General features: G+C 42.3%; 17 protein-coding genes. 7 read left to right on the forward strand and 10 right to left on the reverse strand.

Annotation, left to right across the window (positions count from 1 at the left end):
* The first annotated feature begins 207 nt into the window (after window positions 1-207).
* The 3 genes from hemW (at window position 208) to F8R90_RS27195 (ending at window position 3,548) form a co-directional block, all read left to right on the forward strand.
* Complete coding sequence (gene hemW / locus F8R90_RS27185; protein ID WP_196513267.1) at window positions 208-1,389, forward strand: radical SAM family heme chaperone HemW; 1,182 nt, start codon at window positions 208-210, stop codon at window positions 1,387-1,389.
* A gap of 60 nt (window positions 1,390-1,449) precedes the next feature.
* Window positions 1,450-2,337 (forward strand): sugar phosphate nucleotidyltransferase, encoded by an 888-nt coding sequence (locus tag F8R90_RS27190; protein ID WP_196513268.1) that lies wholly within the window; start codon window positions 1,450-1,452, stop codon window positions 2,335-2,337.
* Between the two features lie 89 nt (window positions 2,338-2,426).
* Window positions 2,427-3,548 (forward strand): THUMP domain-containing class I SAM-dependent RNA methyltransferase, encoded by a 1,122-nt coding sequence (locus F8R90_RS27195; protein ID WP_196513269.1) that lies wholly within the window; start codon window positions 2,427-2,429, stop codon window positions 3,546-3,548.
* Between the two features lie 236 nt (window positions 3,549-3,784).
* Here F8R90_RS27195 and F8R90_RS27200 read toward each other — a convergent pair whose 3' ends face one another.
* The 4 genes from F8R90_RS27200 to F8R90_RS27215 form a co-directional block, all read right to left on the reverse strand.
* On the reverse strand, window positions 3,785-4,432 hold the full coding sequence (locus F8R90_RS27200) for a PEP-CTERM sorting domain-containing protein (protein WP_196513270.1): 648 nt from the start codon (window positions 4,430-4,432) through the stop codon (window positions 3,785-3,787).
* Window positions 4,433-4,819: 387 nt separating this feature from the next.
* Window positions 4,820-6,472, reverse strand: a complete 1,653-nt coding sequence (locus F8R90_RS27205; RefSeq protein WP_331000732.1) for an NAD(P)/FAD-dependent oxidoreductase — start codon at window positions 6,470-6,472, stop codon at window positions 4,820-4,822.
* Between the two features lie 24 nt (window positions 6,473-6,496).
* Window positions 6,497-7,522, reverse strand: a complete 1,026-nt coding sequence (locus F8R90_RS27210) for a S66 peptidase family protein (RefSeq protein WP_196513271.1) — start codon at window positions 7,520-7,522, stop codon at window positions 6,497-6,499.
* Between the two features lie 115 nt (window positions 7,523-7,637).
* Window positions 7,638-10,079, reverse strand: a complete 2,442-nt coding sequence (locus F8R90_RS27215) for a dynamin-like GTPase family protein (RefSeq protein WP_196513272.1) — start codon at window positions 10,077-10,079, stop codon at window positions 7,638-7,640.
* 606 nt (window positions 10,080-10,685) lie between these two features.
* Between F8R90_RS27215 and F8R90_RS27220 the strand changes: the two genes are divergently transcribed.
* Window positions 10,686-11,243 (forward strand): HPP family protein, encoded by a 558-nt coding sequence (locus F8R90_RS27220; protein ID WP_196513273.1) that lies wholly within the window; start codon window positions 10,686-10,688, stop codon window positions 11,241-11,243.
* 163 nt (window positions 11,244-11,406) lie between these two features.
* Here the strand turns inward: F8R90_RS27220 and sppA are convergent, their stop codons facing one another.
* Window positions 11,407-13,242, reverse strand: coding sequence for a signal peptide peptidase SppA (gene sppA, locus F8R90_RS27225; protein WP_196513274.1), 1,836 nt, complete (start codon window positions 13,240-13,242; stop codon window positions 11,407-11,409).
* An 89-nt stretch (window positions 13,243-13,331) separates the two neighbouring features.
* Window positions 13,332-14,381: a type 2 isopentenyl-diphosphate Delta-isomerase gene (fni, locus tag F8R90_RS27230; protein ID WP_196513275.1), complete on the reverse strand. Its 1,050-nt coding sequence runs from the start codon at window positions 14,379-14,381 to the stop codon at window positions 13,332-13,334.
* 153 nt (window positions 14,382-14,534) lie between these two features.
* Here fni and F8R90_RS27235 point away from each other — a divergent pair, with 153 nt between their 5' ends.
* A complete protein-coding gene (locus F8R90_RS27235) occupies window positions 14,535-15,122 on the forward strand; it encodes a Uma2 family endonuclease (RefSeq protein WP_196513276.1) in 588 nt (195 codons plus the stop codon).
* A gap of 386 nt (window positions 15,123-15,508) precedes the next feature.
* Here F8R90_RS27235 and F8R90_RS27240 read toward each other — a convergent pair whose 3' ends face one another.
* Window positions 15,509-15,889 (reverse strand): DUF6632 domain-containing protein, encoded by a 381-nt coding sequence (locus F8R90_RS27240; protein ID WP_196513277.1) that lies wholly within the window; start codon window positions 15,887-15,889, stop codon window positions 15,509-15,511.
* Window positions 15,890-16,793: 904 nt separating this feature from the next.
* On the reverse strand, window positions 16,794-17,048 hold the full coding sequence (locus tag F8R90_RS27245) for a hypothetical protein (RefSeq protein WP_196513278.1): 255 nt from the start codon (window positions 17,046-17,048) through the stop codon (window positions 16,794-16,796).
* Between the two features lie 179 nt (window positions 17,049-17,227).
* Here F8R90_RS27245 and F8R90_RS27250 point away from each other — a divergent pair, with 179 nt between their 5' ends.
* Entirely contained in the window at window positions 17,228-20,956 is a 3,729-nt protein-coding gene (locus F8R90_RS27250) for a HEAT repeat domain-containing protein (RefSeq protein WP_230966934.1), read from the forward strand.
* Window positions 20,957-21,181: 225 nt separating this feature from the next.
* Here the strand turns inward: F8R90_RS27250 and F8R90_RS27255 are convergent, their stop codons facing one another.
* Window positions 21,182-21,361, reverse strand: a complete 180-nt coding sequence (locus tag F8R90_RS27255; RefSeq protein WP_230966935.1) for a type II toxin-antitoxin system RelE family toxin — start codon at window positions 21,359-21,361, stop codon at window positions 21,182-21,184.
* Window positions 21,362-21,433: 72 nt separating this feature from the next.
* On the reverse strand, window positions 21,434-21,712 hold the full coding sequence (locus tag F8R90_RS27260; RefSeq protein ID WP_196513279.1) for a hypothetical protein: 279 nt from the start codon (window positions 21,710-21,712) through the stop codon (window positions 21,434-21,436).
* 58 nt (window positions 21,713-21,770) lie between these two features.
* Between F8R90_RS27260 and F8R90_RS33565 the strand changes: the two genes are divergently transcribed.
* The gene (locus tag F8R90_RS33565) at window positions 21,771-21,893 is read left to right on the forward strand and encodes a hypothetical protein (RefSeq protein ID WP_269141805.1); all 123 of its coding nucleotides are present in this window, start codon (window positions 21,771-21,773) and stop codon (window positions 21,891-21,893) included.
* Window positions 21,894-22,158 lie beyond the last annotated feature (265 nt).

Consider the following 22,158-nt stretch of genomic DNA (forward strand, 5'->3'; position numbering starts at 1 on the left):
GTATTTTTTATTTCATCGGTAAGATAGACTCATCAATATTGACTTACACTAAGGGTTTAGTAGGGCAATATCTGCAATTATTATAACCAAAGGCTTTTATCTTAATATTTTTCATTGTTTCGTTGTAAAACGACAAAAACTTGTAAATAAACTACTTATTTTCATTGTCTCTAATTCGCAGTTGGCTTAACTTAATTCTTTCTCAAAATGAGTCAAAAATTTAGTATTTCTGGAATTGCGAGTTCTGCTTATGTGCATATTCCCTTTTGCAGACGGCGGTGTTTTTATTGTGATTTCCCGGTGTCTGTTGTGGGCGATCGCTTGCGGGGCGAAACATCTGGTACTATCTCCCAATACGTTGAGGTGCTATGTCAAGAAATTGCCATTACACCAGCATTTGGTCAACCCCTGAAGACAATTTTCTTCGGTGGTGGTACTCCTTCGCTGCTATCAATAGAGCAGCTACAAAGGATAGTAACAGAGCTAGAGAAGCATTTTGGCATTGCTTCCGGGGCAGAAATTTCTATGGAAATTGACCCAGGTACCTTTGATTTAGCACATATAGCAGGCTATCGCAGTGCAGGCGTAAACCGGGTAAGTTTAGGTGTACAAGCCTTTCAATCAGAATTATTGCAAAGGGCGGGGCGATCGCACTCAGTTGAAGATATTTTCGCAGCTGTGGAACTAATTCACCAAGTCGAGATTCCCGAATTCAGCTTAGACTTAATTTCTGGGTTGCCACATCAGTCTTTGGATCAATGGCAGGATTCTCTAACAAAAGCGGTAGCGCTTCTACCCACTCATATATCTATTTATGATCTTACCATCGAACCAGGTACAGCCTTTGGTCGTTACTACAAACCTGGTGATACTCCCTTGCCGACGGATGAAGCCACAGTCAAAATGTACCAGATGGGGCAGCAGGTTTTAACTAGTGCAGGTTATGAGCATTATGAAATTTCTAATTATGCTCAATCTGGCCATCAGTGTCGGCATAATCGAGTGTATTGGGAAAACCGCCCTTATTATGGCTTTGGCATGGGTGCAGCGAGTTATTTGGAAGGGAAACGCTTCACTCGTGCGCGCAAGACTAGGGAGTATTACCAGTGGGTGGAAGCTGGTGGTGTGATTGATTGTGATGTGACTCCCCCAAAGGAAGTATTGTTAGAAACGTTAATGTTGGGGTTGCGTTTGGCGGAGGGTGTAAGTTTGGTGGTGTTGGCGGAGGTGTTTGGGGAGGAGAAGGTGGAGGAAATTTGCAAATGTTTGCAATTATATTTTGATAAAGGTTGGGTGGAAGTTGCAGAGGGAAGGTTGCGTTTGCTTGATCCCCAAGGGTTTTTGTTTTCTAATGTGGTGTTGGCGGAGTTATTTGAGAAGTTGGGATGAAGAACCGCAGAGGCACAGAGAGAGGAGGGGAGATTTTAAGCTGATGAGGACTGATGATTTATGCAGAAAAATAAAGTTAGAAAAGCTGTGATTCCAGTAGCTGGTTTCGGCACTCGTTTGTTTCCAGCTACCAAAGTTGTGAAAAAAGAACTTTTCCCGATTATTGATCGAGATGGTAGGGCAAAACCTGTAATTATCGCAATTATTGAAGAGGCAATTAATGCTGGGATTGCAGAAGTAGGGATTGTGGTGCAGCCAGATGATCAAGAAATCTTTGAAAATTTATTGAAAAACCCACCTAAAAAAGAACTTTTAGATAAACTTTCACCGCAAAATCAAGAATATAGCCGATATATAGAAGATTTAGGTAGCAGAGTTACCATTTTATTGCAAGAGGAGCAATTGGGCTATGGTCATGCAGTATTTTGTGCTAAGGATTGGGTGCAAAATGAGCCGTTTTTGCTCATGTTGGGCGACCACATTTATGCATCTGACATTGAAAAATCTTGTGCGCGTCAAGTTTTAGATGTTTATGAACAAGTCAATCAAAGCGTTGTTAGCTTAACTACAATGCCAGCAGAAATTATTCATAAAGCTGGGTGTGTAACAGGAGTTTGGCAAGAGTTAAACTCTATTTTGTCAGTTAAACAACTCTATGAAAAGCCTACCATTGAATATGCACAACAGCATTTGCGTGTAGAGGGAATGCCAGAAAATGAGTTTTTATGTATATTTGGCTTATATTTACTAACGCCGAAAATTTTTGACTTTCTAGCAGAACATATCAACAAAAATTTCCGAGAACGAGGTGAATTTCAGTTAACATCCTGTCTTGAGGAATTGCGTCAGGAAGAGGGAATGACAGGATATCTTGTTAAAGGTAAATGTTTTGATATAGGATTGCCAGATACTTATCGTCAGACAATGATTGATTTTAAAAATATTTAGATTAATCTAAGTTCGAAAAGTCGCTTCTCTGAAAAACCAATAAATTGAGTTCCTAGTACGCATTAATTACGAATTACGAATTACGAATTATGAATTATTTTGCAACGGTTGCTCGTGGATTAGAAACCCTCGCGGCTCAGGAGTTAGAGCAACTGGGTGCTCATTCAGTGGAGCCAGGGTTTTGCGGTGTAGCCTTTGAGGGCGATCGCACCTTGCTTTATCGCGTCAATCTCTGGGCTAGGCTGCCGTTCCGAATCTTGGTGAATATCCATGAATTTCCTTGCCAAGATGCCAAGGATCTCTATCGCGGTATCCAGTCCATCGATTGGGTAAACTATCTCACGCCAGACATGACCCTGGCGGTGAATGTCACAGGCAAAAACGCTCACCTCAACCACAGCCATTTCACATCTCTCCAGATCAAAAATGCGATCGTTGATCAGCAGAAAGAAAATCTGGGTGAGCGTTCAAATGTAGAGCTTCATGACCCAGATGTGCGGGTCAATGTTCATATTGAACGTGACTTTTGTACCGTTAAACTCGATAGTTCTGGAAATAGTCTGCATCGCCGAGGCTACCGCCCTGCTGTTGGAGCAGCCCCTCTCAAGGAATCTCTGGCTGCTGCGCTCATTCAACTTTCGGGCTGGAAGCCAGACCAGATGTTCTACGATCCTCTCTGTGGATCTGGCACTTTACCGCTGGAAGCTAGCTTAAAGGCACTGAACATAGCCCCAGGGCTGTTTCGTGAGTGCTTTGGATTTGAAACTTGGCTCGATTTTGATCTGTCCCTTTTAGAAAAGCTGCTCCAAGAAGCTAAGGACAGTCAACTAGATAGCCTTCCCGCACCTATTTGGGGAAGCGATCGCGATGAAAATATAATTGAGCAAGCGATTAACAATGCTCAAAACTGCGGCGTTGATAACCATGTATGGTTTTCTCAAATGGAGCTTGCCGATGTTGTCGCCCCCGCAGACAGTGGAATTTTATTCTGCAATCCACCCTATGGCGAACGGCTGGGGCGAGATAGTGATTTAGGAGCATTTTACAAACTTTTGGGCGATGTGCTGAAACAACGCTTCAAAGGCTGGACTGCATTTGTGTTGAGTGGGAACAAGGAACTGTCTCAATCGATTGGACTAAAATCATCCCAGCGGATTGCGGTATATAACGGAGCGCTGCCCTGTCAGTTAATGAAATATGAGTTGTACTAAGGAATAAGAATTAAATAACATACAATTTATGTTCCTGGCTTACCTCACCCTCAATCCGTAGCCTTATAAAGAAGAGGGAAGCTAGATAGAGGATGAAGTTTTGCATTTTATCTAATTCACGTTCCTAAGACCAGAACAGATCAGATTTTGCGATTTTTTGATGATCAAGACTGAAACTACTTCAACCTCTGAAGTAGTTTCAGTCTTGTATTCTATGAAACCCTAAGAACGTGTAATCAGATAGCGCGACGGCGGCGAACCATTACCATTCCACTTGCTACTAAACCAAGACCTAACAAAGAAGCCGGTTCAGGAACGGAAGTAGGAGGAGGATTTTTCCCTATATTAGAGACGAATAATGAGGCATGAGATAAATCTTTCCCTGCCTTTCCACTGCCATCTAAAGCAACACCAATGGTATTGAATACTCCCGTTAAACCTTGAGAGAAATCATAATCTTTGAATAGGTAAGCAGTGTAAGCAGTACTTGTTTTGAGGCTAACTACAAACGTGTTGCTGGACAATGCTGTGCCCAAACCCCATGTACCAGAATTAAAGTCATTGGCTGCTGTAATCGCAAAGGGATTCGGCTCATCAGATTTGCCAGCTAAAGTCCATTGCACACCAGTACCAACAAAGCTGCTAAAAAGACCATTATTTAGCTCAGGGAGCAAAGTACCTTGTGCCCCTGTGTCATTACCAGCATTTGGGCCGTCACAAGCTGTAGCTGAAACTCCTCCAAGTGAAATATCGGCAAGGCTACATATTGCTGAAGAAGTTTGACCGCCACGGGGTGCAGCATATACTGGTGCAGCAATTGAAGCACAAGTTATTCCAGAAACTAATAAAACTGAAGCTGATATGAAAGAAAAATTCTTTTTCATTTTGGACTCTGCTTGAAACTTCGAACGAGATGTATTGTTATTGATGTAGGTAGTTACTAAATATTTACTTTGAAAGAATAGTCCCTACTACGATACTTTGAATCTTATATGTATTTCTTTTTACATACCTGTAATTTGGTGTCATTTTTATCAGATATTTAAACAATTGCCGCTTATTTAATCCCCTGATAAAGTAGTGATTGTATCCTCAGTAAAAACTCTTAAACTTTACATAAACGGCACAACAAGATATCAGCAATGATTAAAATCCAGTAATAAATAACCTAGCCGATTGCTCTCAACTATTTGTACTTCGTGCTAGGGCAGCTTACCGTAGGTATCCCATTGACTATTTCAGATTTGACGATACCTACGGCGCTAAACTACTCAATTCCTCAAAATACTTAAAGCCACCGCCTCTGCTACCTTAATCCCATCAATACCAGCCGAGAGAATTCCCCCTGCATATCCCGCGCCTTCACCAGCCGGATAAAGACCGACTGTATTTAAACTTTGATAATCCTCTTTGCGTTTAATCCGAATCGGTGATGACGTGCGGGTTTCCACCCCAGTCAATACGGCATCATCCATTGCAAATCCTTTAATTTGTTTGTCAAAAGCGGGAAGGGCTTCGCGGATGGCTGCGATCGCATAGTCTGGTAAACTCTGGCTCAAATCACCCAAATGTACCCCAGGTGTATAAGACGGCTTAACAGTGCCAAATGCTGTCGAGGGGCGATGGTTGAGAAAGTCACCCACCAACTGCCCTGGAGCTTCATAAGTTCCACCGCCCAACTCAAAAGCTTTTTCTTCCAAGCGTCGTTGGAAGTCAATTCCCGCCAAGGCATTGCCCGGATAATCTTCGGGTGTGATGCCTACAACGATCGCACTATTGGCATTGCGCTCATTGCGAGAGTATTGGCTCATCCCATTGGTGACAAGTCGCCCCGGTTCTGATGCAGCTGCAACTACCAAGCCCCCTGGACACATGCAGAAACTATAGACGGAACGACCATTTTGGCAGTGGTGAACGAGTTTGTAATCGGCAGCACCTAAAAGCTTATGACCAGCTTGAGGGCCGAAACGACATTGGTCGATGAGAGTCTGGGGATGTTCGACCCGAAAGCCGATGGAAAATGGTTTCGGCTCGATGTAAACCCCACGATCAAATAGCATTTGGAAGGTATCGCGGGCGCTATGACCCACCGCCAGAACGACGTGATCGCTGGCGATATATTCCCCATTAGCGAGGGTGACTCCCCGCACCTGTCCATTTTCGATGTTGATATCTTCAACCCGACTTTCAAAGCGAATTTCGCCACCGAGGGATTCGATTTTGGCACGCATACTTTGGACGATTCCCACCAGTTTGAAGGTGCCGATATGCGGTTTGTTGATATAGAGAATTTCCGGTGAGGCTCCCGCATTGACGAGTTCGGTTAGTACCTTACGTCCATAATGCTGAGGATCTTTGACTTGACTGTAGAGTTTGCCATCGGAAAATGTACCCGCACCACCTTCGCCAAACTGGGCGTTAGATTCTGGGTTGAAGTCTGATTTTTTCTTCCAAAAGCCAAAGGTATCAGCAGTGCGATCGCGAACTTTTTTCCCACGTTCTAAAATGATGGGACGGAACCCCATTTGCGCCAGCATCAAACCCGCAAACAAGCCACAAGGCCCTGTACCAATCACGATGGGGCGAATCGCCAAATTACTAGGTGCTTGTGCTACTGGACGATAACTCATGTCTGGCGTGGCCATTACATGGGGATCTTTTTTCAGGCGCTTGAGTAGATGAGTTTCCTGAGTTGTTTCTACATCGAGAATATAAACAAGAGTGATCTCTCCTTTCTTACGCGCATCGTAGCTACGCTTGAAGATAGAATAGCTGATCAATTCTTCGTCCGTGATTTGCAGCTTTTTGAGGATGGCAGACTTGATCTCATCTTCAGGATGATCAAGCGGGAGCTTTACTTCTGTTAGTCGTAACATGGCGAGGAGAAATTCATACTTGTCTATCAAAATCTTAATCAAAATCACTGTGGCGCTGCTGATTTTCGTGGCTCAAACCAGACTAACAGCCGCCTCTAACATTCGTATTGTCCCAAGTTCAGCATCTATTTCCACTTCCACACCGATTGGCAAGGTAAATTTATCTTTAATATGACCAATCATTGAACCATACCAAGCAGGAATACCCAAAGGAAGTATGTGGTCTTGCAATACTTGCATTAAACTAAATGACGGTTCATCCCCAAGACTACAATTAGTGCATTGCCCAAAGATAAAGCCAGCAATTTGATTAAGTATCCCAGCAGTTTTTAACTGTGTCAGCATCCTATCTAGACGGTAAACATCCTCGCCAATTTCTTCCACAAACAGGATGCTTTTGTTCCAAGAAGGTAGGTAAGGTGAACCTACCATCGCTGATAGCACTGATAAGTTTCCACCCACAAGTTTACCTCTTGCCTTTCCCCGTGCTATTGTCTGCACCCGCACTTCGCTAGGGTTGAGATTTTGCATAGTCACAGTTTCAGCATTAAATAGGATGCGCTTGAAGTAATCCACTGTAAATTGATTCCAGGTAGACGTAGCAACTGGCCCATGAAAAGTAATCATTTGACTACGGGCATTAATTGCCAATAACAGCGTCGTAATATCGCTGTAACCCATGAGAATTTTCGGATGGGAGCGGATCAGCGAGTAGTTGAGTAAAGGTAAAATGCGATTACAACCCCAGCCACCACGCATGGCGATAATTGCTTTTATGGTGCGATCGCTAAACATCAAGTTTACATCCTGGGCGCGATCGCTATCTTTACCCGCTAAATAGCCGTAACGATCTAAAATATGCTTCCCCAGCTTGACTTTTAACCCTAATTGTGAAACCGATTGCTGCGCTGCTTCGATGTCTTTAGCGTCAACGATACCCGCAGGCGCGATTAGTCCTACAGTATCGCCTAATTGCAGACGAGGCGGCTTGCGGATGGTGTTTGCGGGTAGTTTACCTTCAGCGGTAAGTGGTGATATCTGGGTGGCTAGGGTAGCGAGTCCACAGGTTGTGAGAAATTCCCGACGCTTGATAGTCATAACCATTAAGTTGGAGATTAGGATTCTAAAAAGTTAGATCCCCGACTTCTCAAAGAAGTCGGGGATCTAAACACTGCTAATTTTCACAAATCAAATCGGATTGTGATATGTAAAATTAAACCTCTTGTACCACATCTGAGATCACAAACCCATTATTAGCAAACTTACCATCAGTGTCAAATGAATCACCAATTACAGGCAAAAGATGGTCATATAATTGCATAGACTGCAAACAAGTATTGATACTAGAAGCTGCTGAATTATATGCTGCAATATTTTCTTCGACAACATTCAATAATCGCCGATTATTTGCAATATTTTCTTCAGCTTCTTGTTGCAGCGTTTTCTCTAAATAAGCACGCGCTTGTGGATATTGCTGCAAAATCTCATCTGCTTGCTGATCTGCCATTGGCAATAACTGAGTTTTCAGGGTTTGGTTGATGGCTTGACGGAAAGATTTACGGATAGTTTGCGAAACTTTTGGTTCAAAATCTAACTTTAATAATTGCCTAATTGCTGGCTCTGCTTCTACAATACTTTCAGCGTCATAACCTTGAGAAGTTTGTGATAAAGTTTGGCGAAATTGATATATAGAAAAAGTGCCTTCATCATAAAATCTCGGACTTTCTCGCACGAAGCGATCACACTCTACGCTAGCTGCACTCACCAATGCTTGAGTAACTTGTTTTTCTAAATTCCTGATCTCTTGTTCAATGCCGCCATCATGATCTAATAAACGATACAACTGGCGATAATATTCGGATTTGCGAATCTTTTCAATTAACCGCTGAAAATAATTTGCAACTACTTGCTGAGAAGATTCAACCAAAATATCTTCTAATTGATTTGCTAAGTAATAAAATGCCTCTACTAAAATAGCAATCAAAGGTGCGGTAGCGTTGCGAGGATGGCTGATGGTGGCACGCCGATAAGCATAAGCTACAGAAAAAGTATCTAGCAATTCATCTAGACGGCGAATCATGCGTGATTGCAATTGCCTAAAATCTGCTTCAAAAGCATCACAAGAATTATTAATTACATGGTTAACTTCTTCTGTGATATGCTCACTAAATTCTCTACCAATTTGCTGGAGTTGCTGATTTAGGTGTTGCACTTCTTGTGCCTTCATCATCTCAATCTCTTGAGGCTGACTATCTAAATTACGTTGTACACTCTGATAATGTTTTTTCAGTTTAATACAAACATCTTCCAAATCATCAGCAAGATTTTTAAATAATTGTGGACGCTTTTTTTGTGTAAGATAGCGAGTAATAGCTGTGCGAAATTCTTCAGTCCCACTATCTTGAATTAGCTGTTCTATAAGTTCATTTCCCGAATCTCCTAAAATCCGCACATAATTTTGATTTGGAGTTTCATAGCCGTTAACAGAGACACGGAATTTAGTAGAAGATAGTTTTCCTGAATTTACACAGTAGTTGTTAAATGCATAGACAAATTGCGGTGTTTCTTCATTACCATCTAAACCTTTAATACTTTCTGCGAAAACAGAATCTAAACCAAATCTATCTTGTTGGCTTGTCTGTTTAATTTGACTGCCGTAAAATCCTAATAATCCACTGGTTTTATAAACCTTATTTGAATTGCTAAATTGCCCACTAATTAAAGTATCTAATCGTTGCCGTAGTTCTGTATTATACCAAGTTTCATCGATGCGGTTGAAGATATAGAAAACGCGATCGCGTACTCCCCCATTCTCCCGCATTAATTCTAAAAGTTCTGTTTCTTCTTTTGTCATGTCACCCGCCGAAGCAGGTTTTAGCACACATACCACCGCCGAAGTATCAGGATGTTGAATTTTGGCATAAGTTAGCTGTGCATCTTTCTCTACTGGTGCATCGATACCAGGCGTATCTATAATTACATTGCCATCTTGTAGCAGAGGATGATTACAGTAATATTCTATTCGCTTCAATACTGCACTATTACTACCACGGCGGGCATATCCAGCCGCTTCCTTGAGGTTAGAAAAATTAAATTGCTCCATTGAATATGTAGCATTATTAACCGTATTGATGCGATCGCTATTTGCTATATATCCCTCTACCAATAACATTAACGCCTTCGCCTGTTTTGCACGTTCTGATTTACTCTCACCACCCTCTTGCCGAATAATTGCTTCAGAATATTGACTTAGCAAGTTAATTAAATCAGCTTGGTTGATATTAGGTACTGTCTTAAATCCTAGCTGCTGACACAAATAAGCTACTTGTTCCCGAATTTCTGCTTCACTTAAAAACGTCAAAACAACACGTTCTTTATCTACTTCTGCATACTCGATTTTGCATTCTGTACCTGTAGCGTGTCCCTCTGCACTGTAGAGTAATTCTCTCTCCAACAGTGCATTGATTAGCATTGATTTACCAGCACTAAATGCACCTGCAAACACAATCTCAAACTTGGGAGAAATCGCTTTAGTTAGGGAAGTTTGTACAGGTGTAATATCTTGAGAATGTAGCGTTGGTTCTTGTTGTAAAAGTTGTAATATCGACTCAACTTGCTCTTTCAAATTTTTGCACTGAAGCGGTAAATCTGACATATTCAGCATCCTGACAATATTTATGTATATGTTAGTTACATTTATTGTCTTGATGGTTCAGTAGTATTTCTGAGATATTTGATGTGATTTAGTTACTGGATAATCACCTAACCCACAAAGATCATGTCTGCTTAAAAACTTATTAGGCTGACGCGAAGAGAAGTCTGATTACGAAGTTGGCGAGGCCAACTCATCCGCCTTGGTGCAGTTAGGGAGCAAGAAGAAATCAAACAAAGAGTAATTTCAACTAAGCTAATCGTCAGTCATTTTACCGAATGATTAGCTTGCAGTAAGGGCTACCCTAGGGGAACGCTTCTCTACGAGAAGCTACACCAACGCGAACAGCCCTACTTTTATGCCAATACGGTTCAGTGGGTTTTTGAGACGCGATAAATCGCCGTCTCTACAAGTGTTTTGGTCTTATCTGAAATGTATTGACTTTTATGCAACTTAAATTGACCCGTTTAGCCTAATCTTTAATAAAACAAAAAAATCTGTATATTTGAATACTTTTTAGAGTGGTTTTGAGAAATGTCATGGTATTGTAACTTTAGTAAAGCCTTACTCAGTCAAGTCAGGAAGTCGTGATTATCGAGTGGTTCATTCATGATTGACGGTAAAAAAGTCCGGTTGAAATTAAAAAATTATTGGTTTAAAACCTTTGGCAGATGGCGATCCTGTCCGCTAACCTGTCCAATAGACAGACCTCATCATCGGCATGTTTTTTGGAGTTGGATCGGTAGTTTCTTAGCCATCACTGCAACGTCTTACCTTGCTGCAAAAACTAATTCTCCTTTGCTGATGGCTCCTTTTGGTGCTACAAGTGTCTTGATATTTGGTGTTCCTGACAGTCCTTTGGCTCAACCTCGCAATGTCATTGGGGGTAATCTTTTAGCTGCTATAGTGAGTCTGATAATTCTGCATTTTCTCGGTGCTTCTCCCTTGGCAATGGGAATGGCTGTTTCTAGTGCGATCGGAATCATGCAACTTACTGGAACTCTACATCCACCTTCGGGTGCTGTTGCATTAGTCGTCATGATGACGAAACCGGACTGGCAATTTTTGCTAACACCTGCCTTTGAGGGATCGATGATTCTAGTGCTGTGCGCTGTTATCTTCAATAATTTAGCAGAAGAAAGGACGTATCCAAAACACTGGCTATAGCATTGTCTCTAGCAAAGTAGAGCATCCTTAAGCATGGGACAAAGAACAATAGATTGCACTTCAATGGATTTTCGGTTGCTTTGGTTAGACTTAGACGTTTCCTCCGTATGACAATGCCCTTGCGATCGCAAGGGCATTGTCAGTGCGATCGCGGCATAAAAAGCTACTCAATCTTCAAGTTGAAAGGCAAGCGGGCGTAAACCCCTTGTGGATCATTCATCTTTTGCAGAATCTCTACTTCCTGTTGTAATTTCTGAAATTCAGTGGTGAGGGGATTGGATTGTTTAAGTTGCGTCCCCTCAATTCCTAAAGCAGTCCGCGCCTCTTCAGTTACACGCCCAAAAAACCGTTCTCCGAAACTGCTAGTGCGAGGATATTCTTGCACTTCCCAGTCTTCTCCTAGTTTCGTCTCCTTGACAGCATATGCGATCGCAGTATTCAAACCACCAATTTCATCAACCAAACCAATTTCCTTGGCCGCCACACCCGACCAAACCCGTCCTTGGGCAATTTCTGCTACTTTTTGTTCTGGGAGTTTCCGACCTTGAGAAACTTTATTCAGAAACATATTATAAATCCGGTTAACACTGCGCTGATAAAGTGCCAACTCTTGAGGCGATTTTGGACGCGAAACTGTTTGACTATCAGCATAGGTTCCGGTTTTAACCGAATCCCAGGTGATGCCATTATCATTCGCCAGCTTTTCGCCATTAAACAACACCCCAAACACACCTATTGAACCTGTAATGGTATTTGGTTCTGCAAAAATACGGTTTGAGTCGCTAGCAATCCAATAACCACCAGAGGCGGCGATATCACCCATTGACACTACAACTGGTTTCGCCTCACGAGTTAATTTCACTTCTCGCTGCATGACTTCAGATGCGGTAGCGCTACCACCAGGACTATTAATCCGTAATACAACAGCCTTCACATCCTTATCTTGTCGTAGTCTGTTGAAGATTTTCGCAAAGCGATCGCCTCCTACTTGTCCACTATCACCTTTACCATCGACAATCTCGCCCTCAGCATAAACTACGGCAATTTGATTTTTTGAACTACGTTCTACACCCAAAGATTTGCCGGGAACTTGGGCGTAGCTATTCAAGCTAATTTGTCGGAATGTTTTGTCTTCTTTATCGCTATCTGTCAACTTTTTGAGGTCAGTTACCACTTCATCGGGGTATTGTACTTGATCGACTAAACCGCTGGTTTTAGCTTGTGTGGCTTCCAGTAGCGCCTGATTATCTGCGATCGCTTGCAACTGGTTAGGTTCAAGTTTCCGACTTGCGCCCACAGCAGTGCGCCACTCTCCCCAAACATCATCCAACAATTTCTGAGTTTGTTCGCGGTTTTCTGGACTCAACTTTGTGAGGAGAAACGGTTCAACAGCTCCCTTAAATTTTCCCACCCGCACAACTTGGACACCAATGCCGTACTTCTGTAATGCTCCCGCCAAGAACATCGGTTGTGAACTCAAACCGTTGACTTCCATCATTCCCAAAGGATTAAGTACAATGGAATCTGCTACTGAACTAACGTAATATTCCTTTTCACTCCAATCACTGCCATAGGCCACAATCTTTTTCCCAGCAGCGCGAAACTCCTCCAAAGCTTTCCGAATTTCTTTAAGGGAGGCATAGCCAACATTACTAGCTTGGCTTGTCGTTGTTGCATCTATGTAGATACCGACAATTCGCGGATCGCGTCGCGCCTTTTCCAAAGTTTCCACAACTTTGCGGAGTGATATTCTTTCTTCATCCACACCTGATATTGTGTTTTGAAACAGTTCGCTAGAACTAGGTTCGCTATCAGTAATTTTCATCGACAAGTCAAAAACCAGCATTGACTTATCTTTCACATTTGGCCCAGTATCTTTAGAGGAGCTAGCAGCCAATATCAGCAATAACAGTCCAGTGGTTCCCAGACCACCGAAAATAATTAGTCCTAGTAAGGTGCCAATTAAACTAGCAAAAGTTTGTTTGATAAAATTACGCATTAGTTATTAGTTATTAGTTATTAGTTATTGGGCATGGATCATTGGGCATTGGTTATAAATAAAAGACTAATGACCAATGACCTGTTTACCTATTGTATGCGCTGTAAACTACCAGAGTGCTGTAACTGACATAAGGTGGCGTTGCCAGTGCAGAATAAGACTGTGGTGATTTCGGCAATTAATACTTCAGCCAGTTCGGCAACTGCTGTTTCTGATGTTGCTGCTGCTTGCAAAAAAGGCATTGCTAAACCAGCTATATCTGCTCCCAAAGCGATCGCTGCTGCAACATCCAGTCCATGACGCAAACCACCTGAAGCAATTAAGGGTACATCTGGAGCGATCGCTCTAATAGTTGTAATGCACTCTGCCGTCGGTAAACCCCAATCGGCAAAAGTCTTCCCTAAGCGACGTTGTAAGGGATTTTCTGCCCGTTCACTTTCCACCTTTGCCCAAGAAGTACCCCCCGCACCAGCCACATCAATTGCTGCTACTCCGGCGTCAATGAGTTTGTTGGCGATCGCTGCTGAAATGCCGTTACCAACTTCCTTCGCAATCACTGGCACTGGCATCTTAATGCACAACTCAGATATTTTGTCAATCAAACCCCGAAAATTAGTATCACCTTTGGGTTGAATGCACTCTTGTAGAGGGTTAATGTGTAAAATCAGGGCATCAGCCTCTAGGATATCAACTACGCGCAGACATTCATCTAAACCGTACTTGTAGTTAAGTTGCACAGCGCCTAAGTTTGCAAATAGCAGAACATCGGGCGCATACTTGCGGACAGCAAAAGTATCAGCTACTTGGGGTTTTTCTACTGCTACTCGCTGGGAACCGACACCCATTGCAATTTTGTAGTGTTGCGCGACTTGGGCCAAACGTTGGTTAATCATTGCGGCTTGTTCTGTTCCGCCAGTCATGGAAGAAATTAACAAAGGTGCGCTAAGGTGTTTCCCCAGGAAAGTTGTACTGATATCAATATCGTTGTGGTTTAGTTCGGGTAAGCAAGAATGGGTGAAGCGATAACGTTCCAGTCCATTGGTGATTTGATGAGACTGAACATCTTCCTCTAAGCAGATCCGAATGTGATCGGCTTTGCGATTCTGAGTTTGTGCAGAGATATTGGTAGGGGCGTTCACTGGTGGATATCGCTAAAAGTATTTGCTTGCGATCGCTATTGTTACATTGTCTGCAACCGTATTTGTATAACAAAAATATTTATTTTCCCTATCTTTCGGGTACGTTACGCTATTGATAACATATCCATTCCCTCATTTTATGAGTTAATTAATATGGTTTTACAAACAGAAAAGCGTTACTACACCCCTGAAGAATATTTGGAATTAGAAGAGAAGGCTGAATATAAAAATGAATATAAAGATGGAGAAATTATACCTATGACAGGGGGGACAACTAACCACAATAAGATTGCAGGTAATTTTTATAAAAGGTTTCCCCTGACTGTGCAAGAACAAGATTATGAGATTTACATAGGGGATGTGAAATTATCAATCCCTCGTTATCGCCTTTATACTTATCCTGATATTATAGTCATCAAAGGTAAGCCTATTTATGAGGGAACAGTTACAACAACTATTACTAATCCCTTATTAATTGTTGAAGTCTTATCAAATTCAACTAAAAATTATGATAAAACAGATAAGTTTAAATATTATCGTTCAATTCCTGGTTTTCAAGAATATATCATGATTGACCAGTATAGTTTTGCTGTGGAACAATTTGCCAAGCAAGCAGAAGGTCAATGGATTTTTAAGGAATATGAAGGTGAAGATGCAGTTTTAGTCTTAGATTCTATCGATTTTCAAATTGCCTTGCGTGATATTTACGAGCGAGTTGATTTTGAGTTGATTGAAGAATAAAACTGCGAGCATACGATGCCTGCGGTGGTCACTGAGCTGCTGGTGAGCGGAGTCGAACCATGTCTTCGCGCAGCGTCTCGTAGAGAAGTGCGGGCTACGCCTACGCAAAACAACGGGCATCATTCACCGTGGATGATGCCTACTTATTGCTCATTACGCCGTAGCGGCTTTTGAATCTGCGGTAGACTTTAACCGGGTGATAGGCTAAAAAACATCTAATTTGCATAATCAAATTAAATATAATTCTTGTGGAGTTTGCGCGCCCAGCTTATGCAAATTAAATCTGGAACAGCTTAGGCTTTACTAATGCAATCCGCTCTTGCGTACCCCATAAAACGCACCCAAAGCTTTCTTCTGTCTGCTACATTTGATTTGTTATGCCGCTCTCATTCATGCACTGACACTACTTCGCGTGACGCTAGGAAACCAAGGACAATTGCCACCAAGATCAATGCTGGAACGTCGCCAAAGAGGTGTCCATGTTCCGCAGGGTCAATCACTGCCTGTACCGCCATAATCAGTGCGTGAACAACACTCGACCAGACGGTAAACCAGATTAAACTGAGATGCGCTTCTGGTTTTCGAGAAGCCCGTAGTAAAAATACACCGAGCGTCCCATAAATGCCGATGATCATCTGTTCGTATTCGTGTTGACCTGGTTGCCATGACCAGCCCGATGGCCAGATATTCATCAACGGATAGATCAGGAGAAAAGCAATTCCAACAACAATAAGGGCGATTTGCAAGTACCGATGCTGTTCATCCATTACTCCAACCTCACACTATTTTTCCAGGGTAGTTTCTACTAATGGAATGCCTAATTTTAATAGTATTCTCACTAGTGACACTTCAACTTAGGAGTGTTAGGAATCTTGATGTTACCTGTGGTTTAAAGCTGATGGAATCGCCAAAATCGAGGCTGGAATTAATCGATTTAAATCCGATTACTCTCTGTTCGGTTTTTTCTAGCACGAGAGAGCTTCTTTTTTTACGTGGCATCAATGCATACTTTTTACTAAACTTTATCTTTCTAGAGTGTCTCAATGGAACAGTATAGTGGTTCAGGAAAACTTGCAAAAAAGGGGTTTTTTGTAATAAGATTGGATTGCTATCTCAGTAATTACACGACAATAGACTTGTGTTCTGAACGAATAAACTTGTGTTCTGAATGAATGAACCTGTGTTCTGAACGAATGAACTTGTGTTCTGAACAAATGGACTTGTGTTCTGAACGAACAGACTTGTGTTCTGAACGAATGGACTTGTGTTCTGAACGAATGGACTTGTGTTCTGAACGAATGGACTTGTGTTCTGAACGAATGGGGTTGTGTTGTGGACGAGCAAGAGAGTTGTGTTGTGGACGAGCAAGACGCGATAAATCGCCGTCTCTACAAGGCGTTTTTGTCATCTATATATAATTTTTATCAAAAAACCCGATCCCAACCGGATTGCACGCAATCGAAAAACGTAACAAATAGACCATACATCTTGTAGAGACGCGATGAATCGCGTCTTCTTCATCCCACGATTCATCGCGTCTTAAACCAAGGATGTGTTGCAATCATTAATTAAATTGTTATTAGATTTTTTCACGCTATTAAACCGGGTTCCTATATAAATCAACCAATATAGCCACAGCCCCTCTCTGCAAGCGAAGAGGGGCTTGTGATATTATTTATCCTCAGAACGGCGATGTTGGGGTAACAAGCTCTTTTTCTGTTTTTCTTGCAAACTGCTGGCTTGTTTCACAAGTGAGATCGACTCCTTAACGATCCATAGTAAAATCTCGATTGTTGAGTCTCCCTGATCAAGGCGGTTTTCGGCATTTATTCCAATCAACATTGTTTGGATAATTAGCAACACTGTAATGATTTGGCGATAAAGCTTTTGACGTGTGTTTTGGGTTTGCTTGCGTTGAGTTTTCATTTATTTACCTCACCTGAATAAAATCGAGGTTAAGGTTGGGATTAATTGACAAGTAAATTTCCCAAGCATTGATTAAAAGCCGTTTAGAATCTACATAGGGTGCTTGGGAAAGATTGTCTGCCTTGGGAAAGCACAGAACTTTTTGGAAAATTTCTTTTCTTTTCGATGACGGTACTTACATGGAGCAGAAGGGGCGGAATCTTAGCTACGATGCTGGTAGAAAACAAGCAGAAATATTGCTGCGTGCTTTACTGTCATTTGTGGAAAATTCGGAAGAATCAAAAGACTGTAAAGCCGATTGGCAAGCTGGTACTGAGTTATGGGTAACGCATTCTACACTAGAAGGACTGGCAGAACTGACGAAGAGTTATAACAACAGCTTAGAGCCTGAAGAAATTAGGAATGCGCTCAACTGTCTGATAAGGCTGAAAATTATTGAGGATAAACGTGGACAAACCAACGCCAAAACTAGAACAAACTCAAAAGTTTGGCTTTTCGCGCTCAAGTTTCCCAGCATTGATAAAAAAGAAAACCTCAATTGGTTGTTTAAGCAAGGTGGGGAATGGGATAAATGCCGAGAAGCTCAAAAAAACAACTCTGCTAAAGTTCCCAAGACTGCGAAGGAAAAATCTCAGGGTGTTGATTGGCAAGAAATCTGCGGCGCTATGCTGGAAAAGCACAAGCGTCTCACCACAAATGAGTTGCTGTTTGCTGATGATGAGATGAAATTTGAGCTAGAGGCAATTCATGTCCCTTTAGCATTGGTAGAGCGTAACAAACCGAAGAAGTGCAGCGAGGAGATTTCCGCAGAACAAGGTTCGCGGCTTTATGAACCGAGTTATGAAGAGAAGCAGCAATTTGAACATGAGGCTTTTTTAGAGCAAATTATCGGTGATGGTGTTGGTAAAACTCAAGGACACCGCATCGCTTTAATTGGGGAACCGGGTGCAGGAAAAACTACTCAGTTGCAAACTATAGCTTTTTGGATATTAGACAATAATCTGGGTTTACCAATTTGGATTTCTTTGGCAGACTTGCAAGGAAAGAGTGTAGAAAATTATCTGCTGCAAGATTGGCTGAAGAATGCTTTAGAAGTGGTGCGTGTAAAAGAAGAACAGGAAAACGCTTTTGCAGATTTATTCAAGAATAATTCTGTGTGGTTGTTGTTGGATGCAGCAGATGAAATGTCTTCACTCCAACCATTAACTGAGATTTCCCAGCAGTTGACGGGATGGGTGAAAAATGCGCGGGTTGTGCTGACTTGTCGCGTGAATGTTTGGGAAGCAAACGCGGGCGCTTTAGAAAATTTTGAGACATATCGGTTACTCAATTTTGAATATCCGCGACAAGTGCAAGAGTTTATTCGGCGTTGGTTTCACAACAAGGATGCAGACAAAGGGAAAAGATTATGGCAGGAATTAGATAAAGCTGAACGTCAGCGCATCCAAGATTTAGTTAAAAATCCTTTGCGGTTAGCGCTGTTGTGTAGCACTTGGCAAGGTTCCGACAAAGGTTTACCGGAAACTAAAGCCGGACTTTATCAAAAGTTTGTTAAGCAGTTCTACAGTTGGAGAAAAAATCGCTTTCGCACGACTCAAGAGCAGCGACAAAAACTAAACGCAGCACTGGGACGTTTGGCAAAGCGCGCAATTGACACAGAAACTTTTCGCTTTCGGTTGCGCCATGAGTTTGTAAGTAATCAATTGGGCGATCCAGAAGAGGAGGGTTCTCTATTTTGGTTGGCGCTAAAGTTGGGATGGCTAAATCAAGTTGGACTGGCTGCCGAATCTGACGAAGAGGAAGTTTACGCTTTTTACCACACCACATTTGAGGAATATTTTGCAGCGTTAGCAGTTGATGATTGGGACGAGTTTCTGAATCATGTTCCCGGCAACCCCGCGTTAGGCGTTTATCACATTTTTGCACCACAGTGGAAAGAGGTGATTTTGCTGTGGTTGGGACGTGAGGATGTGGAGAGGGAGAAGAAGGAAGAGTTTATTCAGGCGTTGGTGGAATTTGATGATGGGTGCGGAGAATGCAGAGCTATTGATAGAGTCAGAAGGGGATTTTACGAGTTTCGTGCTTATTTTCTGGCTGCTGCGGGGGTTGATGAGTGGAAAAATTCTGGCAACGCAGATGCGATTGTAGCGGAAATTGTTAAATGGGGCTTTGGCGAGTTTAAAGTTGAACAAAACGATTGGGTAAAATTTCTCTACCCAATCCTAGAGGAAGCACAGACAGCACTGCCTCAGACAAATCGCATAAAAGCAATTGATACTTTGGTGGAGTTAATCGGCAAATCACAACTGGATGATTCTACCCGAAGGCAAGCGGCAGAAAGCTTAGGAAAAATTGACCCAGGCAACCAAAAAGTGATTGATGCTTTGATGGAGTTAATCGGCAATCCACAAATGGATGAAGATACCCTATGGCAAGCGGCAGAAAGCTTAGAGAAAATTGGCTCAGGCAACCAAAAAGCGATTGATGCTTTAGTAGAGTTAATGGGCAATCCACAACTGGATGATGATACCCGATCACTAGCAGCATATAACTTAGGGAAGATTGGCTCAGGCAACCAAAAAGCGATCGCTGCCTTAATGGAGTTAATTGGCAAACTACAACTGGATGATGATACCCGAAGGCAAGCGGCAGAAAGCTTAGGAAAAATTGACCCAGGCAACCAAAAAGCGATTAATGTTTTGGTAGAGTTAATTGGCAAACCACAACTGGATGATGATACCCGAAGGCAAGCGGCATCTAGCTTAGAGAAAATTGGCTCTGACAACCAAGAAGCGATTGATGCTTTGGTAGAGTTAATCGGCAAACCACAACTGGATAACTCTACCCTATGGCTATCGGCATATAGCTTAGGGAAAATTGGCTCTGGGAACCAAAAAGCGATCGCCGCTTTGGTGGAGTTAATCGGCAAACCACAACTGGATGATTATACCCAATGGCTAGCGGCATCTAGCTTAGGAGAAATTGACTGTGACAACCAAGAAGCGATTGATGCTTTGGTAGAGTTAATCAGCAAACCACAACTGAATTATTTTACCCGAAGGGACGCAGTATGTAGCTTAGGGAAAATTGGCTCTGGGAACCAAAAAGCGATTGATGCTTTGGTGGAGTTAATCGACAAACCACAGCTGGATTATTCTACCCGAAGGGACGCAGTATGTAGCTTAGGGCAAATTGGCTCTGGGAACCAAAAAGCGATTGATGCTTTGGTGGAGTTAATCGACAAACCAAAACTGGATTATTCTACCCGAAGACTAGCGGTGTGTAGCTTAGGGAAAATTGGCTCTGGCAACCAAAAAGCGATTGATGCTTTGGTGGAGTTAATCAGCAAACCACAACTGGATGATTCTACCCGAAGGGACACGGTATGTAGCTTAGGGAATATTGGCTCTGGCAACCAAAAAGTGATTGACGCTTTGATAAAGTTAATCTGCAAACCACAACTTGATGATGATACCCGAAGAATTGCGGCATCTAGCTTATGGCAAATTGACCCTGGCAACCAAAAAGCGATTGATACTTTGGTGGAGTTAATCGGCAAACCACAACTGGATTATTCTACCCGAAGGCAAGTGACAGAAAGCTTAGGGAAAATTGACTCTGGCAACCAAAAAGTGATTGATGCTTTGGTGAAGTTAATCAGCAAATCACAACTGGATGATTTTACTCAAAGATTAGCGGCATTTAGCTTAGAGCAAATTATGTTAGAGGAACAGATGCCGAGTGTTGTCACCGGGTTGAAGGATTACTTCTCACCTGAAACTTACAAAAATGACCTTGAGCGATTTTTTCATTGCTACAAAGTTATCTGGAAGTGCGCCCAAAGTATGCCCTACCCAGCTTTTTATCAAGCTTGGCATCAACAAGAGAAAGTGAAAGATGGAGAGTAGGAAAGAAAAATACTTCCTCCAGCCAAAACATAAGGGAAATGTAGAAGCAGCAATCCCTTGTAAAGACGCGATTCATCGCATCTCGTAAGCGTCTCGTAAATCTATCGCGTCCGATATTTCCCCAATCCAGGGAATGCGTCGCACCTAATAAAACAGATATTGTGAACAGAATGGGAATGCGATCATTTGTGCGATCGCTGCGATGAATTGATTAAGCGATCGCCTTTACGGTTTATATACCTCACTGCGATGAGCGATCGCCACAACAAGTACCTGCACAACTTCATCGTCTATAGAATAAATGACCCTGTAATCCCCGATTCGGTAGCGATAGTAACCTGCATAATCTCCCTTCAGGGCTTTAATGGGTGCGATCGAGGAGTTTGTTCTAGCTGCTGCAAACATCAGGCAATTTTCTTAGCAAAAGCTTTGTCAGCATTGACATAAACTTCTTGGACATCGGGATGAAGAATAACTTCATACATCAGAGCGAAGAGTTCTCCATGCGGTGTATTCGGCTTTAGGCGTTGCTTGATTTTGCTTAACTCGCTTTAACAATCCAGGAATTGCCAAAAGTTCTTGGGTTGCAGCTTCGCTTTCAGCATTTGCCAAATAAGCAGCAAAATCAGTCAGCACCTGTAATCGCTCTGGAGATAGTTGCTGGAGTAAGTCATTAAGCTGTTGCTGTAACTCTGCGACAGAGATCAAATCTGCTGATGACCCATCATCCATCGGAGAATTATCGGTAGTATTCATTGCCTACTTCATAATTTCAAGGATTAGTTTTTATTATGCATCAAATCTTCCAGGTGCTTTGGTTATCTTAGGGGAAACCGTGGCAGAGGCGATCGCACCTAATAAAACAGACATTGTAAACAGAATGGGAATGCATAGGCGTAGCCCGCCGCAGGCATCGTTTTTGCGATCGCCGCGATGAGTTAATTAAAAGACTTCCAAATAAAAAATATCCCAAAACTGACGCAAAAATCTTCTCTATTTCTCCTCTTCCTGCGTTCTCTGCGTCTCTGCGGTTAGTTTATTTGGATAATTTATTTCTTGGAAATCCCTAACCCTCTCCTAAGAGGATGTTTGAAAAGTAGTTAGCTGTGATTTTAGATACTTATTGATCCCCCCTAACCCCCCTTAAAAAGGGGGGAACTGGAATTAAAGTCCCCCTTTTTAAGGGGGATTTAGGGGGATCT

Origin of the sequence: Nostoc sp. NZL, assembly GCF_015714705.1 — a bacterium.
Classification (GTDB): domain Bacteria; phylum Cyanobacteriota; class Cyanobacteriia; order Cyanobacteriales; family Nostocaceae; genus Nostoc; species Nostoc foliaceum_A.

Excerpts from the sequence above, each read along its gene's own strand:
- hemW (WP_196513267.1), top strand. The coding sequence starts at position 208 with ATGAGTCAAAAATTTAGTATTTCTGGAATTGCGAGTTCTGCTTATGTG.
- F8R90_RS27190 (WP_196513268.1), top strand. The coding sequence starts at position 1,450 with ATGCAGAAAAATAAAGTTAGAAAAGCTGTGATTCCAGTAGCTGGTTTC.
- F8R90_RS27195 (WP_196513269.1), top strand. The coding sequence starts at position 2,427 with ATGAATTATTTTGCAACGGTTGCTCGTGGATTAGAAACCCTCGCGGCT.
- F8R90_RS27200 (WP_196513270.1), bottom strand. The coding sequence starts at position 4,432 with ATGAAAAAGAATTTTTCTTTCATATCAGCTTCAGTTTTATTAGTTTCT.
- F8R90_RS27210 (WP_196513271.1), bottom strand. The coding sequence starts at position 7,522 with ATGACTATCAAGCGTCGGGAATTTCTCACAACCTGTGGACTCGCTACC.
- F8R90_RS27215 (WP_196513272.1), bottom strand. The coding sequence starts at position 10,079 with ATGTCAGATTTACCGCTTCAGTGCAAAAATTTGAAAGAGCAAGTTGAG.
- F8R90_RS27220 (WP_196513273.1), top strand. The coding sequence starts at position 10,686 with ATGATTGACGGTAAAAAAGTCCGGTTGAAATTAAAAAATTATTGGTTT.
- sppA (WP_196513274.1), bottom strand. The coding sequence starts at position 13,242 with ATGCGTAATTTTATCAAACAAACTTTTGCTAGTTTAATTGGCACCTTA.
- F8R90_RS27235 (WP_196513276.1), top strand. The coding sequence starts at position 14,535 with ATGGTTTTACAAACAGAAAAGCGTTACTACACCCCTGAAGAATATTTG.
- F8R90_RS27240 (WP_196513277.1), bottom strand. The coding sequence starts at position 15,889 with ATGGATGAACAGCATCGGTACTTGCAAATCGCCCTTATTGTTGTTGGA.
- F8R90_RS27245 (WP_196513278.1), bottom strand. The coding sequence starts at position 17,048 with ATGAAAACTCAACGCAAGCAAACCCAAAACACACGTCAAAAGCTTTAT.
- F8R90_RS27250 (WP_230966934.1), top strand. The coding sequence starts at position 17,228 with ATGGAGCAGAAGGGGCGGAATCTTAGCTACGATGCTGGTAGAAAACAA.
- F8R90_RS27255 (WP_230966935.1), bottom strand. The coding sequence starts at position 21,361 with ATGTTTGCAGCAGCTAGAACAAACTCCTCGATCGCACCCATTAAAGCC.
- F8R90_RS27260 (WP_196513279.1), bottom strand. The coding sequence starts at position 21,712 with ATGAATACTACCGATAATTCTCCGATGGATGATGGGTCATCAGCAGAT.